This is a genomic window from Phyllobacterium sp. OV277, from assembly GCF_900104355.1.
In the GTDB taxonomy this organism is placed as follows: domain Bacteria; phylum Pseudomonadota; class Alphaproteobacteria; order Rhizobiales; family Rhizobiaceae; genus Phyllobacterium.
This window is the reverse complement of sequence record NZ_FNIY01000001.1, coordinates 841,930-857,028: the sequence shown is the minus strand read 5'-3', so window position 1 is coordinate 857,028 and position 15,099 is coordinate 841,930. Positions and strand designations below refer to the sequence as shown.

Sequence of the window (15,099 nt, the reverse complement as noted above, 5' to 3'; positions counted from 1 at the left end):
GCGTTCCGAACGTTCACACGCTTGTTATGTGATCATGGTTACAACTCTTATAATGCACATAGGTGTTGACTAAAATACAAATGTTCAATATTCGATTGATGGAAAGACAGTGGTTCCCGGCGTCGCACCGGAGGCCGGCGAGGAGCATATTTGTATGGCGAGCAATGTAGCATTGACGGGATTGGCGCGGGACATGCAGGCGCGTGCGGATGCGGGGCGTCCCATCCGCATTGGTCTGATCGGATCAGGCGAGATGGGTACGGATATCGTCACCCGCGTCGCCCACATGCCCGGCGTCGAAATCGGTGCGATTTCCGAGTTGAACCTGCCCAATGCGCTGAAGGCCGTCGATATCGCCTATCAGGAACCGGGCCATGCCCGCGAAGTGAATACGGCTTCGGCGCTGACATCAGCCATGGAAAGCGGCAAGATTGCCGTCACCGATAATGCGGATCTCATCCTTGAGAATGATCTGATCGATGTGGTGATCGATGCAACAGGCGTTCCGGCTGTCGGTGCCGAAATCGGACTTCGCGCCATGGAACATGGCAAGCATCTCGTCATGATGAATGTCGAGGCTGATGTGACCATCGGCGCATACCTTAAAAGCGAGGCTGACCGGCTTGGCGTGACCTATTCGCTCGGCGCTGGCGACGAGCCATCCTCCTGCATGGAGCTGATCGAGTTCGTCTCGGCCATGGGGCATCCGATTGTCGCTGCCGGTAAGGGCAAGAACAACCCGCTCAACATCGATGCCATCCCCGATGATTATGAGGAAGAGGCAGCGCGCCGCCACATGAATGTGCGCATGCTGGTGGAATTCGTCGATGGTTCGAAAACCATGGTGGAAATGGCAGCCATTGCCAATGCCACCGGACTGGTGCCTGATAAGGCAGGCATGCATGGCCCGGCGGCAACGCTCGACCAGCTCAACAAGACGCTCATCCCACAAAAGGATGGCGGGCTGCTGTCGCGCGTTGGCGTTGTCGATTATTCCATCGGCAAGGGCGTGGCCCCCGGCGTGTTCGTCGTCGCCGACATGTCGCATCCGCGCATATCGGAGCGGATGGAAGATCTGAAGATGGGCAAAGGTCCTTACTTCACGTTCCACCGGCCCTACCATCTGACCTCGCTGGAAGTGCCACTGACCTGCGCCCGTGTCGTTCTCTATGGCAAGGCGGATATGGTGCCCCTGTCGAAGCCCGTGGCAGAAGTCTGTGCGGTTGCCAAAAAGGACCTCAAGGTTGGCGAGACGCTCGATGCCATTGGCGAATATTGCTACCGCGCCTGGATCATGACGGCGCAGGAAGCACGCGATGCCAAGGCGATCCCCTGTGGCCTTCTGCAGGGTGGCACGGTGACAGCTCCCATTGCCAAAGGCGAACTCATCACCAGCGCCAATGCCGCGCCTATCGCGGGCTCCAAGATCGTTGAACTCAGACAGCGGCAGGACAAGCTTGTTTATGGCTGACGAGATCAACCAATCAGAATTCAGGGCAATCAGCGAAGGAGTGCCAAGCATGGCTCCCGCCACCAACGCTAAATTCAAGGATGATGGCAGTAATCTTCCTTTCGCGTTCCGGCATTATCCTCCGGAGCAGCTGAAGGAAGCCCTGCGCAAGATGTATCTTATCCGCCGCTTCGAGGAAGGTGCGGAGGAATCCTACACGCGCGGGCTTATCCACGGCACGATGCACCTTTCCATTGGGCAGGAAGCAAGCGCTGTCGGCATTTCCCTACCGCTTAATGAAGACGATATGATCACCTCCACCCATCGTGGGCATGGGCACTGCATCGCCAAGGGTGCGGAAGTGTCAAAGATGTTTGCCGAGTTTTTTGGCAAGGAAACCGGCTATTGCAAGGGTCGCGGCGGCTCGATGCATATTGCCGATGTGTCCAAGGGCAATCTTGGAGCCAATGGCATTGTCGGTGGCGGTATTCCGATTGCGGTGGGCGCTGCGCTGTCCGCCAAGAAGCAGAAGAACGGCAAGGTGGTCATTTCCTATTTCGGTGATGGTGCCAATAATGAGGGCGCTTTCCACGAGGCGTTGAATATTGCTGCCATCTGGAAACTGCCTGTTGTCTTCGTCTGCGAAAACAATGGCTATGGCATGTCCACATCTACGCAGCGGTCGACGGCAGTTGCCAACGTGGCGGATCGTGCTGCCGGGTACAACATGCCGGGTGTGATTGTGGACGGCAATAATCTGTCCGATGTGGCTGAGGCTTCCAACGCCGCAGTCGAACGGGCACGGCGCGGCGAGGGCCCGACGCTGATCGAGTGCAAGACCTATCGGCATCGCGGCCATTCCAAGAGTGACCGCAACCGCTATCGCACCAAGGAAGAGATCGAGGACTGGGTCGCCAATCGTGATCCCATCGATCTGTTCGAAAGCCAGTTGAAGGAATTCGGCTTTGTCACCGAAGGGGATATCGAGGAAATCCGCGCAGGTGTGGAGACGGAAATCGCCGAGGCGATTGAATTTGCCCGGAACAGCCCATCGCCTGATCTGAACAATCTCACGCGCGACGTGTACACGGACTGAAAGCATACCCGATGAATGAGACAATTCGCGAGCTGAGCTATTCGCAGGCAATTCAGGAAGCCATGGCGCTGGCCATGGAAGCAGATGAGCGGGTGTTCCTCATGGGTGAGGATATCGGCGTCTATGGTGGTGCCTTTCAGGTCACGGGTGATCTCGTGCATCGCTTTGGTGAAGACCGTGTGATGGACACGCCGATCTCCGAGCTTGGCGGTGCGGGTGTTGCCGTAGGTGCGGCCTTGACCGGTATGCGGCCGATTTTTGAATTTCAGTTTTCCGATTTTGCTGCGCTTGCCATGGAGCAGATTGTCAATCAGGCGGCCAAAATCCGCTATATGCTGGGTGGTGCCGTGTCGGTGCCGCTGGTCATGCGCTTTCCATCGGGGTCCGGCACGGGGGCGGCAGCCCAGCACAGCCAAAGCCTTGAAGCATGGCTTGGCCATGTGCCCGGTCTGAAAGTTATCCAGCCATCCACGCCCTATGATGCGAAAGGCATGCTGCTCGCAGCTATCGAAGACCCTGATCCGGTGATGATCTTTGAGCATAAGCTGCTCTACAAGATGAAAGGGCCGGTGCCTGAGGGCTATTACACTGTTCCAATCGGCAAGGCTGCGGTGGTGCGCGAAGGTACTGATCTTACCATCGTTGCTTCCGCCATCATGGTGCACAAGGCGCTGGAAGCGGCGAAAGAGCTGGAAAAGGAAGGGATCAACGTCGAGGTAGTTGATCTTCGAAGCATCAGGCCGATGGACAAGGACACGATCATTGCCAGCGTCAAGAAGACGTCCAAGCTGATGTGCGTCTACGAGGGTGTAAAGACGCTCGGTATCGGTGCGGAAGTCAGCGCCATGATCGCCGAAAGCGAAGCCTTTGATTATCTTGATGCGCCGATTGTGCGGCTTGGCGGCGCGGAAACGCCGATCCCCTATAATCCGGAGCTGGAGAAGGCCACCGTGCCGCAAGTGCCGGGAATATTGAAGAGCGCCCGCGATCTCGTGAAGGGGGTACGCTAGGTCATGCCCACCGAAGTTATCCTGCCCAAGGTCGACATGGATATGGAGACCGGCCAGATATCGCGCTGGTATGCCAAGGACGGCGACAGTGTATCCAAAGGGCAGCTGCTGTTCGAAATCGAAACTGACAAGGCGGCCATGGAAGTGGATGCTCCTGCCTCCGGTATCCTGCGCGGCGTGACGGCACAGGAAGGCACTGTTGTGCCGGTGGGCCAGTCGGTCGCCTGGATTTATGCCGAAGGCGAGGAATACGCTGCTATCGTTATGCCAGAAGCGATTGAAACTACGCCAGTCAGCGAAGTGGTGGAGGCGGTCGCGTCATCACCATCTCCGGTTGTGGCTGAAAGCCCATCGGTGACGCAAGGATATGATGTCCGCGCGACACCATTGGCGCGGCGGATCGCCAGAGAAAGTGGCATTGATCTGGCATCAGTGTCGGGTTCGGGTCCCAAGGGGCGGATTCAGCGGAAAGACGTTGAAGCGAGCGTTGCACACATGCAACCAGCTATTGCCAAACCTATTGCTGCAAAGGCGGATAAAGCGCCGCTGCATGCGGTCTGGTTGCGGCAGGGCAATGATACTGGTCTGGCGCCGCTGGTGCTGATCCATGGCTTCGGTTCTGATCTCAATAGCTGGCGGCCGATGCTGGCGGGAACGACACTCGATAGCGCGATCCTTGCCATTGATTTGCCTGGGCATGGCGAGTCAATGCGGGATATTCCTGCGGATATTGATTCCATCGCTGCGCTGGTGGAGCAGACGATTGCGGCCCTTCATACAGGGCCGGTTGTTGTCGCGGCCCATTCCTTCGGTGCAGCGATTACAGCGAAGGTCGCTGCTCGTGGCAATCTTGATATTCGTGCTTTGACCTTGATTGCACCTGCGGGTCTTGGGCCTGAGATCAATGGTGCTTTCCTGCAAGGGTTTGTGCGGGCGAGGGCAGAGTCCAGCCTTCTCGCATGGATGAAACTGCTGGTGCAGGATGAGAGCCTTCTGACCAAATCCTTTGTCAAGGCAACGCTTGCTCAATCGCAGGATGAAGGTTTGCGCGAGGCGCAGAAGCTGGTGGCTGATCGTTTCTTTGCCGATGGGACGCAGATTTTCGATATCCGCAGAAATCTTGGTCAATTGGCAATTCCGGTCCGCATCATTTTCGGTGCGGCAGACAGGATCATTCCGGCAGCCCATTCGGCAGGTCTGCCGGGTGAGATCGCGGTTCATGTTTTCGCCGGAACAGGGCATATGCCGCAGCTGGAGCAGCGGGAAAAGGTGGTGCGGATATTGCGGGAGGTCAGTCGTTCGGTGAGGTAGGTGCAGTCAGACGGCTGCCACCTTTTGAAGCGATCAGGGCGCGCTGGATGGCACTCCGGGCGGATGCCAGATTGGGCATGACCCAGTTTGGCTCTGCGCCAAGGAACTTGTCGAGATAGGCGATGGCATAGCCGGGCATTTCGTTGACATTTTCCTTGTAGGACCACCAGGTCCGCAGGTCATTTGCACAACTGGCGATTTGCGGCGCGACGCCAAATTCCTGCTCGTAGATGGCGGCAATCGTGCCGACACAGAAGTTGGTGTAGAGAAAACCTTCCGGCCAGAATGCGATAATATCGGCCATTTTAGCCGCGTCATTGTTGGCTTGCGGTGTATGGCCCTGAACCTTGGCTGGCGCTTCGGCGATCAGTTCTTTCAGCACAAGACCGGCGGCGAAAATAATGAAGTCCTTCCGGTCTACACGCGAAAAGGATTTCTGCTGCTCGACGGTCTCGATCCAGTTGAGGAATGCTGCTGTCAGTTTCGTTTCGTCAATGGCAAAGCGGTAGCCATAATGCTCGGCAATCAGCGCGACATTCTTGCGAAAGGCCATGCGGAACCAGCGTAGCCGCCGCAGGCGGTGGCGCAGATCGGGTGTACTGACCAGTTCATCGCGAAACAGAAAATCCATGTGTCTCTCTCAGACGTCTCTTGTGTATGTCTTACGCTTCAAAGCAGCGGAAGCCAAGTTTTCAATGATACAAGAAATCATACATATTGACATTACAAAAAACAAATGTTCTATATTTTTCCGTCCCGGCATAGCATATGTATATGGCTGGACAATGGGAGGTTGAAGACATGGCGATGTGGCAATGGGGATTGCTTGCCCTTGGAATCCTTTGGGCTTTGCAGTCACTGGGTGTCTGGTATCAGATGCGCCACTATAGCGATGTGATGAAGGGCATTACGTCGAAATATAATGATGGATATGTCGGTGCAGGCAATGTGCGCGGGCGTTTTGGCAAAGGTGTTATAGCCCTCGTGGTGGTAACGCCGGATCTGATTGTGCAACGCTTTCTGGTGATGCGCGGTCGCTCGGTTTTTGCCAAGTTCACGCGTCGTCCCGAGTTTGAGGGAATCACGCTGAATGCATTGCGCGCCGATCCGCTCATTTCAGGCGTGGAAGACCCGGCTTTGGCCAAAGCGGCGGAGCGCGCGATCGAACAGATCGACCGTGCGAGAACCGAACCAAAGCAGCCGGGCCTTTCGGGAATCAAGACAGTCAATGCATAGGCTCTAGGGGCATAAGCTCTAGGGGTGGCCGTACCCGAGCAAACGGCTGATAAGGAGGAGGGAACATGTCAATTCTAACAATGTTGGCGCAGCATGCCGACGTTACCATGCAGCACCTGTCGGTGGCGGGGTCGATGGTCTCGGATGCTGCGCTGCACGGCAAACAGGCTGTTCAACACGCGGGCAATGATCTCGTGGTGCTGGCTCAGTCGAGCAGCGGCGATATTACCGTCGAAGAATTCAAGAACAAGCTGCAGCACGTCCAGCAGGAAGAGCAGCTTGGCTGGCTCACCAGCGCGGGCAAATATTTTATCGGTATTTTCCAGAAGGGCGGCGAAGTCTTTGCCGGTTTCGTTACTGGCATTATTCCAACGCTCGTCGTGTTGATGACCGCCTTCTATGCGCTGACTGAACTCGTCGGCGAAGAACGCGTGCACGGCATTGCCCGCGGTGCGGGTCGCATTGCCCTGACGCGTTATACGGTGCTGCCGCTTCTGTCGGTGTTCTTCCTCACCAACCCGATGGCTTACACGTTCGGTTCGTTCCTCGAAGAAAAGCACAAGCCGGCATTTTACGATGCTGCGGTTTCCTATGTGCATCCGCCGCTTGGCCTGTTCCCGCATATCAATCCGGGCGAATATTTCGTCTGGGGCGGCATTCTCGTTGCGCTGCTCGAACTGGAGAAAAAGGGTGCTGTTCCCGCTGGCTATCATATCAACGTGGCCATCTGGTACGCGATTGTTGGTCTGGTCGTTATCCTCCTCAAAGGCATGTTGACCGAGCGCATTACCGCCATCATGGCGCGGCGTCAGGGCATCGAGCTTTAAATCAGAAGTGGGGAGAAAAAGAATGTCAAAGACCTATAAACCAGTCAAAATTTCCAGGGGCTCCAATGGTTGGGGCGGCCCGCTGACGATCCAGTTGACGCCGCAGCGCAACAAGGTCGTTTCTGTTACGGGTGGCGGTATTCATCCTGTTGCACGCCGCATTGCTGAACTGACCGGCGGTGAGGCCGTCGATGGCTTCAAGGCACCGCCTGTTGAAGGTGAGATGGGCGTTGTCGTCGTCGATTGCGGCGGCACGGCGCGCTGCGGTGTCTATCCGCGCAAGCGCATTCCCACTGTCAATCTCACACCGGTTGGACAATCGGGCCCGCTGGCGCAGTTCATCACCGAGGACATTTATGTTTCGGGCGTGAAAGAAGCCAATATCGAACTCGCCGATGGATCGGCAGATGCCACGGTTGCAGGCATATCAACTCCGACCCCGGCAGAGATGGCAGCAGCCATGTCCAGCCGCACCGCTGCGGCATCTGACGCAGGCGAAGGCGGACTGATTGGATTGATCAGTTCTGTTGGCCGGGTCATGGGCCGGGTTGTCGGTATTTTCTTCAATGCCGGTCGCCGGACCATCGATCAGGTTGTGCGTAACGTTCTGCCCTTCATGGCGTTCGTGACCATGCTTATCGGCTTCATCCTCTATACGGGGATTGGCGATGTGCTGGCGCAGCCAATGGGGCCGCTTGCCAACAATATTGTCGGTTTGCTGATCATTTCGGCCATTTGCGGCCTGCCGTTCCTGTCGCCCATTCTGGGACCAGGTGCGGTTATTGCGCAGGTGATCGGCGTGGCGATCATCGGTCCGCAGATCGCCAATGGCACAATTTCCCCGGCAATGGCTCTGCCAGCGCTGTTCGCCTATAATACGCAGGTTGGCTGCGACTTCGTGCCAGTTGGTCTGGCTCTGGGTGAAGCCAAGCCGAAGACAATCGAAATCGGTGTTCCGGCGGTTCTGATCAGCCGCCAGATCATGGGTCCCGTATCAGTGCTGATTGCCTGGGTTGTCAGCTTGATCGTATTCTAAACTCGATTAACAAGAAGAGGTTCGCCATATGTCAGTTCTTTTGAAAACACGGGTAACAGCCGTGGGTCCCGAGGTGGCGGACCTCGCAGAGGGAGGCGTCGTCATCCTGTTTGCCGATGGTGCGCCGCCGGAACTTGCCGAAGTTTCCATCCTGCATCTGATCGAGGATCAGCCATCGGAGACAACGCCGCCTGTCGGTTCCGTGATCCGCATAGGTGATCTTACCGCGAAGATTACAGGTATTGGTGATTATGCGTGGCAAAAAGTCCGGGACATCGGTCATGTTGTCATCACATTCAACGGGTCCGATCATGTTGAGCGCCCCGGCGAAATCTGTGCATCGGAAGTCGATACCGGCAAGCTGGTTTCCACCCTCAAAGTGGGCGCGACAATAACCATCGGATAATTATTCGGACCGCAGCAGAACGAAATACCAAAGAGAGTAAAGCATGGAACGCTCGACGATTGTGCGGGTGCATGATGGATTGCATGCGCGGCCAGCCACCCGGTTTGTCAAACTCGCCAAGAGTTTTGAATCGGATATCGAGCTGGTCAAGGATGACAGGTCAGTCAGCGCGAAGAGTTCGGTCAAGCTGATGCTGCTTGGCGTCAAGGAGAATGAGGAAATTACCGTTCGTGCAACGGGAGCCGATGCTATCGAGGCTGTTGAAGCATTGATTGGTTATCTGGAAAATCCACTTGCGGGGACGGAAGAAGAGGGCATAGCGCAGAGCCGCAAGACCGATTCCGGCAAAACCTCCAGCAAATCAGCGAGTAATCTTCCTGCTGATGGCAAGCTGCGCGGCGTTGCCGCGAGCGAAGGCGTGGCGATTGGCCCCGTCTACGGCTTCTTCCCGGCGGAGATCAAACAGGAAAACCGCTCGCTTGCAGCCAATGAGATCGCCGATGAGGTTCTGCGCCTCAAACAGGCTATCGCGACCGTACAGAAACGCATGGATGCTTCACTGGCGGAAACCAGTCTGGCGGATAGTGATCGCGGCATTGTCGCGGCGCTGAAGGACATTGCCAATGATGATGAACTGACTGGCGGAGCCATTGCGATTGTGGAAGGCGGCGTTGACGCAGTTTCGGCGGTGATTGGGGCAGCGTCCAAGATAGCTTCCGATTTTGCCACCATGGATGATCCCTATCTCAACGCGCGCGGGGATGATGTGAACGCGGTGGGGCGGCAGATATGCCTTGCGCTGCTTGGACAGGAAGATGCCAACCTTGATGCGGTTGCGGCAGGTTCGATCCTCGTTGCCGATGATATCGGCGCATGGGATCTGGCGCGTGCGCCGCTGAAACGTATCGCCGGAGTGATCTGCGGCCATGGCGGCGCGACATCGCATGTGGCCATCATTGCGCGCGCCCATGGCATTCCTGCCGTGCTTGGCCTTGGCCGATCCATTCTTGATCTCAGGGGCGCCAAAACAGTCGCGCTTGATGGTGATAGCGGCGAAGTCTTTGCCAATCCCGATGCGGCAGTCGCAAGCCATTTTCAGGCAGAAATTGCCAAGGCGGATGCGGAAAAGCGGGCGCTGACAGCCTATAAGGATGTAACGCCGAAGCGTGCCGATGGCACGGTGATCGAAATTGCTGCCAATATTGGTTCGCTTGAGGAGATCGATGCGGCCAAGGACGTCGGTGCCATGGGTATCGGTTTGTTCCGCACCGAGCTTCTGTTCATGCGCCATCTGCATTTGCCTTCGGAAGATTTGCAGGCCGAAACCTATTCAAGCCTTGCCAAGGCCTTCGCACCCTACCCAGTGATTGTCCGGACACTGGATATTGGCGGCGATAAGCCGATTGCTGGGGTCGAGTTTCCCGATGAGGAAAACCCGTTTCTTGGCTGGCGCGGCATCCGCATGTGTCTTGACCGCCCTGATGTCTTCAAGCCGCAATTGCGGGCACTTTTGCGCGCCGCCGTGCATGGCAATGTCAAGGTGATGCTGCCAATGATCTCGGGCGTTGGCGAAGTTCAGGCAACGCGGGCATTGATCGATGAATGCGCCAAAGAACTTGCCGCCGAAGGCAGGGCTTTCGCGCATTTCGATCTGGGCGTGATGATCGAGACACCCGCTGCGGTGCTGGTTGCACCCGCTCTTGCACGGGAAGTCGCCTTCTTTTCCATCGGCACCAATGATCTGACGCAATATATCATGGCTGCTGACCGGCTTAACCCTGTTGTGGCCAAGCTGAATGACGTAACGCACCCCGCAGTGATGGCTGCAATCGAGCTGACTGCCAAGGCCGGGGTTGAAGCGGGGATCATGGTTGGCATGTGCGGCGAAGCGGCGGGACGGCCCGATCTGATACCCGGTTTCATTGCCATGGGGCTGACGGAACTCAGCATGAGCCCGTCATCCATCCAGCGCGCGAAGAAATGTGTTTTGGATACGTTTAAAACAGCTTAGGGCAGCAGCGGAATGAGGAATGCAAAGAGGCCGGACAGGCTATTGGCCCGGTCTTTCCCCTGTACGGCTTCCGTCAGCGTCGTCTGACGGGCCTTCAATGCCAGCAGGGCGCTCTCTACCAGTTTTTCATCGCCAGGTTCTTCATCGTCGCTATAGCTGGCAAGGCCGATGGCAAGGGCGATTGCCGAAAAACAGAGATATTGTGTTGCAGTATCCGGCGCGCTTTCGCCCGGTACATGCGGCGGCAATGGCTGGGCCTGATGGCAGGACTGAAGCTCGAATGCCAGTGTTGCACAGGCCTTTGCAACGTCGTTCAGGCCGCCCGTTCGGATCGCTGCCTTGAGCTGGTCAGCATGGCGGCGAATCATGATTGCATGGGCAGAAGCAAAGGTTGCCTCATGAACAACGGTGTTTTCAGCGCCAAGCACGGTAAAAATACGTTTCGCCAAGTAATAAACGTCGCGGCGGAACAGAGCCTCGCCTTTTGCCGTATCGCTTGAAAAATAGGCACCCAGACTGCGCGCCTCGATTGTGGTCGAATGAGCCTTAGGGTCTTGAGAAACAAGAGAAATCGAGATTGTCTCGGCAACCGTAAGTGCCTTGTCGACGACGCGCGCCGCATGGCCGAGCAAAATTTCCGGTCCTTCAGGGGCGGTGTTTTTGATCTTGTCGCTGCGGCTGGCACGGATCATATGCCTCACATCGCGCAAACGGTCCTTGAGGCCGACGACAATCTCGTTTGAAATATCCCTGATCATGTGGCAGACCTCGACTTGCAAAGTGGATAATGCTTTGTATCTGCTTTTGGTGACTTGCTAAACAATATTCTGCCGGAGTGTACTGTGTGCAACGTTCTTTTGTCAGCACACAATTCTGGCACTGGCAAGAAACAGATACGAGCAATTGAGGGGGTGAGAATTGACCGATCGACGCAAGCGAGTGAATAGCGCGACGAACAGTCCAAAGAAGGCCCCGGTTGACATCGGGCAGCCTGATACGAAGATCAGCCGCATGCGGATGCGCGCTGCGTGGATGTATTACATCGAGCAGATGACGCAGAACGAGATTGCTGAAGTGCTGGGCGTTGGCCGTGTGACTATCGTGCGCATGCTCGCTGAAGCCCGTGCCCGCAACGAGGTCAAGATTGGTATTCAAGGCTATCTGTCTGACCTGATCGCGCTGGAGCGGCAGGTTGAACAGCAGTTTGGTCTTGAGAAGGTCATCATCGCTCCCTTGTCGCAGGCAGACAATGATCCGATTCCTGCTATCAGTGCTGCAACTGGCGACTACCTTTCCGGGGTAGTCTGCAACGGTATGCGTGTGGGCGTGGGTTGGGGACGCACCTTGCTCAGCACACTCTCCTATCTGGAAGCGCGTGCGCTCGAGGACTTTACTGTCATTTCGCTGCTTGGCGGTATCAGTCAGCCGCGCCGGTTTAATCCTGCCGAATTTGCCTGGCAGTTTGCGCAGTTGTTCCAAGGTAACGGCTATCTCATTCCCGCACCGGCGCTGGTGGACAGTGTCGAAACCAGAACCGCGCTGATTGAACGCTGCGGCCTGAAAAGCGTGTTCGAGATGGCTGAGGATCTTGATCTCGTCCTGCTCAGCGTTGGCGCCATTGAAACGGCATCAAGCACACCCTACCGCATCGGCTTCCTTAACGAAGAGCATCAGTCATCGCTCGCCGAGCGTGGTGCCGTTGGCGATATCCTGTTCCATTTCTATGACAAGCAGGGGCGTCTTGTGGATCACCCGATCCATGATCTCGTCATGTCGGTGGGTATCGAAACCTTGCAGAAGGTGCCGGTGCGTGTGCTGACGTCAGGCGGTAAGGAAAAGATCAATGCCCTGCTTGGGGCGATGAAGCTGATCCGTCCGACGGTTTTCATCACCGACGAGGAAAGCGCGCGGCAATTGCTTGCTCTGGCAGAGAAAGAATAGGCCTCATTCGAGCCACGGCGCTGCTCGCTGGTAATCATCGTCCAACCCCATGAAAATTCACAGGAGTTGTGGATTTTTGTCCCGAAATCGTCCTATGAGGCGATCAGATCAAATCGGGCATTGCATTCGTGATTTTTCCCGCTATTGATCGCGGGGAAGACGGGCAGGGACCATCCGGTTTGCTGCTTTCAGGTGGGGCCTGTAGCTCAATTGGTTAGAGCCGGCGGCTCATAACCGCTTGGTTGGGGGTTCGAGTCCCTCCGGGCCCACCATTTCCCTTCAAAATGAATGCGTTATGACGCAGGTTAGTCAGTCTGTTTTGACCGCCCCAAGAGACGATTGCCCGATCCATATCATCGGCGGCGACACGATCCTGTTCCACTTCTCGTCAATACAGTTCTGTGTGCCGTGTGGGCATCCGAAATGATCATGTACCCCAGCAGAAATATAAAATGGATTAACTTTGATGTTTCCATTTAAAGACAATACACAACCCAATACCTCTGATATATACTTGCTGTTGGGCATATAGATATCCGGGGGGATGATGTTTGACCACTTTATTAGTCTTGGGGCATGGTGCCAAACGGCATATCAAATTGAAAAACATAATTTTCCACATACCAAAAGTTGTTTCGATTGGCTCGTTACACCTTGGGATGGGCTGATATCTATACTTGAAACGCAAGGGGCCCGTTTTGGTACTGCCGCCACTTACGATCCGATTTCGGATTGCATAAAGTGTGACCATTATGGGGTTCTCTATGCCCATGAATTCAAGAAGGATTCTTTGGGTAAGCCTGTCATTACGGATGAGCAGTTGCTGAATTGCCGATCCAAACTGCTCTACAAGCATAATAAGATGGCGACGACCCTCGAGGCAGGCGGCTCCGTGCTATTCGTACGCTTTGGCGGTGCCGTGACACCAGCGACCGCTTTTCCGCATAATCGCGACTTTAATCCACGCAATGAAGCGGATCTGAACCATCTTGTCCAATTGCTGCAAGAGAAGTATCTCGCCAATACCGTAAGTCTTTTATATCTATGGCAGGAGCCCATTGCCCCGCATAATCTCGATCTGAACAAGATCAGCTCCAGCATTATGGTAATGCGCATGCCGTATGTTCAGACTGATGCCGTCACATGGATGGGAAACACAGACGTTTGGGCGGCAATATTCGAAAGGGTTCGTATTTTGCAGTACATGCGTGGGAAACTGCACGCCCGTGAACCCGGCTATTATGTGTCTCCCAACTATTTTTAGAAGAATTTTCCGGGTCCAGTGTTCTCTAATATGGCGTCAAAATCGCTCTGGACGATCCTTGGTGATCGGACCAGGAGCCGATGGAACCTGAATCCCGTCAGAGTTGTTACTCCTTACGTCCCTTTCGCTGTGGTAGAAATATCTCACCACCAAGATTGAGAGCAGTGATTGAATTGCGCCTCGGCCACGAGGCGCGGGAGTTTGCAAGATAGGAGGTTGCAAAGCCATGACCAATTCAACTGACAACGGACAGAAAGGCAGTCAGTCTGCCATGAATACACCGCCGGTCGTATCGCCGCAGGCGTGGGAGGCCGCCCGCGAGGAACTGCTCGTGAAGGAAAAGGCACATTCCCGCGCTCGCGACGCCCTTGCCGCCGAACGCCGGCGCATGCCTTGGACGGCAGTGGAAAGGGAGTATGTGTTCGATGGGCCTGCGGGCAAGACCAGCCTGCTCGATCTGTTTGACGGACGGCGCCAGCTCATCGTCTACCGTGCCTTCTTCGAGCCGGGCGTATTTGGTTGGCCGGACCATGCATGTCGAGGTTGCTCGATGGTGGCCGATCAGGTCGCGCATGTGGCCCATCTGAATGCCCGTGACACGACTCTTGTTTTTATCTCACGCGCATCGCAGGCTGAAATAGCGCGACTGAAGTCGCGGATGGGCTGGACGATGCCCTGGTTCACGATCACGGACAATTTTGATGCCGACTTCGATGTGGGCGAGTGGCATGGCACAAACGTGTTTTATCGCGATGGCGAGCGCGTGTTCCGTACCTATTTCGTCAACAATCGCGGCGACGAGCAGATGGGTAACACCTGGAACTATCTTGATATCACGCCGCTCGGCCGTCAGGAGGTCTGGGAAAATTCTCCGGAGGGTTATCCTCAGACCCCAACTTACAAATGGTGGAACTGGCATGACAGTTATGTCGCCGATGCGGTGCCTGACAAGAAGTGGGTCGAGGTGTCAGACCTCGGAGAGGCAGCATTCCGGAATCAGGATGACGCCGGGAAGTCTTGAACCGGGCTTTAACCCTTGAGTGGAAAGCATCGGTCAATATTCGGCAAGTGTTGGAGGCAATGAATGCCTCCAACAGAGCCCAGTCGACTGCAGATAAAGTCTATTCCAACTGATGAGGATACAAATGAATGACGCCAGCGTGATCTGGGCATTCATTTGTATCCTCATCGATATAGGCGTAAGCTTCAGAAAACTAACGTGGAGGGAGCTGTCATGAAAAATGTTCTTGCTCTGGTCGTTGCTGGTTTGATCACGGTTGTCGTCAGCCTGACATCGGTTACGCCTTCTGTTGCCTCACCAATTTCCGTACAGAGTGCCCCGATCGCTTCGAATGTGGAACAGGTCAGGTATAAGCACCATCATCGCCGGCACTGGAGTCATCGCTACCATTATCGCCATGGTTGGGGGCGTCACCATCATCGCCGCTACCATTGGAGCAATCATCACTATCGGCACGGGCATTGGAGGCACCATCGCGCTCACCGGTACT

General features: G+C 55.6%; 14 protein-coding genes and 1 tRNA gene. 13 read left to right on the top strand and 2 right to left on the bottom strand.

What is annotated here, in order from left to right; translation table 11 throughout:
- Nucleotides 1–154: 154 nt before the first annotated feature.
- The 4 genes from BLU05_RS04225 to BLU05_RS04210 are packed head-to-tail and all read left to right on the top strand — an operon-like array spanning nt 155 to nt 4,867.
- Nucleotides 155–1,471 (top strand): NAD(P)H-dependent oxidoreductase, encoded by a 1,317-nt coding sequence (locus BLU05_RS04225; protein ID WP_091878503.1) that lies wholly within the window; start codon nt 155–157, stop codon nt 1,469–1,471.
- A gap of 49 nt (nt 1,472–1,520) precedes the next feature.
- Entirely contained in the window at nt 1,521–2,546 is a 1,026-nt protein-coding gene (locus BLU05_RS04220; RefSeq protein WP_091878501.1) for a thiamine pyrophosphate-dependent dehydrogenase E1 component subunit alpha, read from the top strand.
- 11 nt (nt 2,547–2,557) lie between these two features.
- Nucleotides 2,558–3,556: an alpha-ketoacid dehydrogenase subunit beta gene (locus tag BLU05_RS04215; RefSeq protein ID WP_091877933.1), complete on the top strand. Its 999-nt coding sequence runs from the start codon at nt 2,558–2,560 to the stop codon at nt 3,554–3,556.
- A 3-nt stretch (nt 3,557–3,559) separates the two neighbouring features.
- Entirely contained in the window at nt 3,560–4,867 is a 1,308-nt protein-coding gene (locus BLU05_RS04210) for an acetoin dehydrogenase dihydrolipoyllysine-residue acetyltransferase subunit (protein WP_091877932.1), read from the top strand.
- Here the strand turns inward: BLU05_RS04210 and BLU05_RS04205 are convergent.
- Entirely contained in the window at nt 4,848–5,498 is a 651-nt protein-coding gene (locus BLU05_RS04205) for a hypothetical protein (RefSeq protein ID WP_091877931.1), read from the bottom strand. The genes BLU05_RS04210 and BLU05_RS04205 overlap by 20 nt on opposite strands.
- Before the next feature lie 170 nt (nt 5,499–5,668).
- Here BLU05_RS04205 and BLU05_RS04200 point away from each other — a divergent pair, with 170 nt between their 5' ends.
- The 5 genes from BLU05_RS04200 to ptsP all read left to right on the top strand — a co-directional run bounded on the left by BLU05_RS04200 (nt 5,669) and on the right by ptsP (nt 10,383).
- Nucleotides 5,669–6,103, top strand: coding sequence for a transcriptional regulator GutM (locus BLU05_RS04200; RefSeq protein WP_091878499.1), 435 nt, complete (start codon nt 5,669–5,671; stop codon nt 6,101–6,103).
- A gap of 65 nt (nt 6,104–6,168) precedes the next feature.
- On the top strand, nt 6,169–6,930 hold the full coding sequence (locus BLU05_RS04195; protein WP_091877930.1) for a PTS glucitol/sorbitol transporter subunit IIC: 762 nt from the start codon (nt 6,169–6,171) through the stop codon (nt 6,928–6,930).
- Between the two features lie 22 nt (nt 6,931–6,952).
- Complete coding sequence (locus BLU05_RS04190; protein WP_091877929.1) at nt 6,953–7,966, top strand: PTS glucitol/sorbitol transporter subunit IIB; 1,014 nt, start codon at nt 6,953–6,955, stop codon at nt 7,964–7,966.
- A 28-nt stretch (nt 7,967–7,994) separates the two neighbouring features.
- A complete protein-coding gene (locus tag BLU05_RS04185) occupies nt 7,995–8,372 on the top strand; it encodes a PTS glucitol/sorbitol transporter subunit IIA (protein ID WP_091877928.1) in 378 nt (125 codons plus the stop codon).
- A gap of 43 nt (nt 8,373–8,415) precedes the next feature.
- Nucleotides 8,416–10,383 (top strand): phosphoenolpyruvate--protein phosphotransferase, encoded by a 1,968-nt coding sequence (gene ptsP, locus BLU05_RS04180; protein WP_091877927.1) that lies wholly within the window; start codon nt 8,416–8,418, stop codon nt 10,381–10,383.
- Here the strand turns inward: ptsP and BLU05_RS04175 are convergent.
- Nucleotides 10,380–11,141 carry a hypothetical protein gene (locus BLU05_RS04175; RefSeq protein WP_091877926.1) on the bottom strand — a complete coding sequence of 254 codons (762 nt, stop codon included), beginning with the start codon at nt 11,139–11,141 and terminating at the stop codon, nt 10,380–10,382. The two genes, ptsP and BLU05_RS04175, sit on opposite strands and share 4 nt — an antisense overlap.
- 223 nt (nt 11,142–11,364) lie before the next feature.
- On the opposite strand from BLU05_RS04175, the gene BLU05_RS04170 reads away from it, so the two are divergent.
- The 4 genes from BLU05_RS04170 (at nt 11,365) to BLU05_RS04155 (ending at nt 14,609) form a co-directional block, all read left to right on the top strand.
- Entirely contained in the window at nt 11,365–12,324 is a 960-nt protein-coding gene (locus tag BLU05_RS04170; protein ID WP_227988260.1) for a sugar-binding transcriptional regulator, read from the top strand.
- Between the two features lie 195 nt (nt 12,325–12,519).
- Nucleotides 12,520–12,596, top strand: a tRNA-Ile gene (locus BLU05_RS04165).
- A gap of 272 nt (nt 12,597–12,868) precedes the next feature.
- The gene (locus tag BLU05_RS04160; protein WP_091877924.1) at nt 12,869–13,588 is read left to right on the top strand and encodes a DUF1796 family putative cysteine peptidase; all 720 of its coding nucleotides are present in this window, start codon (nt 12,869–12,871) and stop codon (nt 13,586–13,588) included.
- A gap of 226 nt (nt 13,589–13,814) precedes the next feature.
- The gene (locus BLU05_RS04155) at nt 13,815–14,609 is read left to right on the top strand and encodes a DUF899 domain-containing protein (RefSeq protein WP_175540512.1); all 795 of its coding nucleotides are present in this window, start codon (nt 13,815–13,817) and stop codon (nt 14,607–14,609) included.
- Nucleotides 14,610–15,099: the final 490 nt, after the last annotated feature.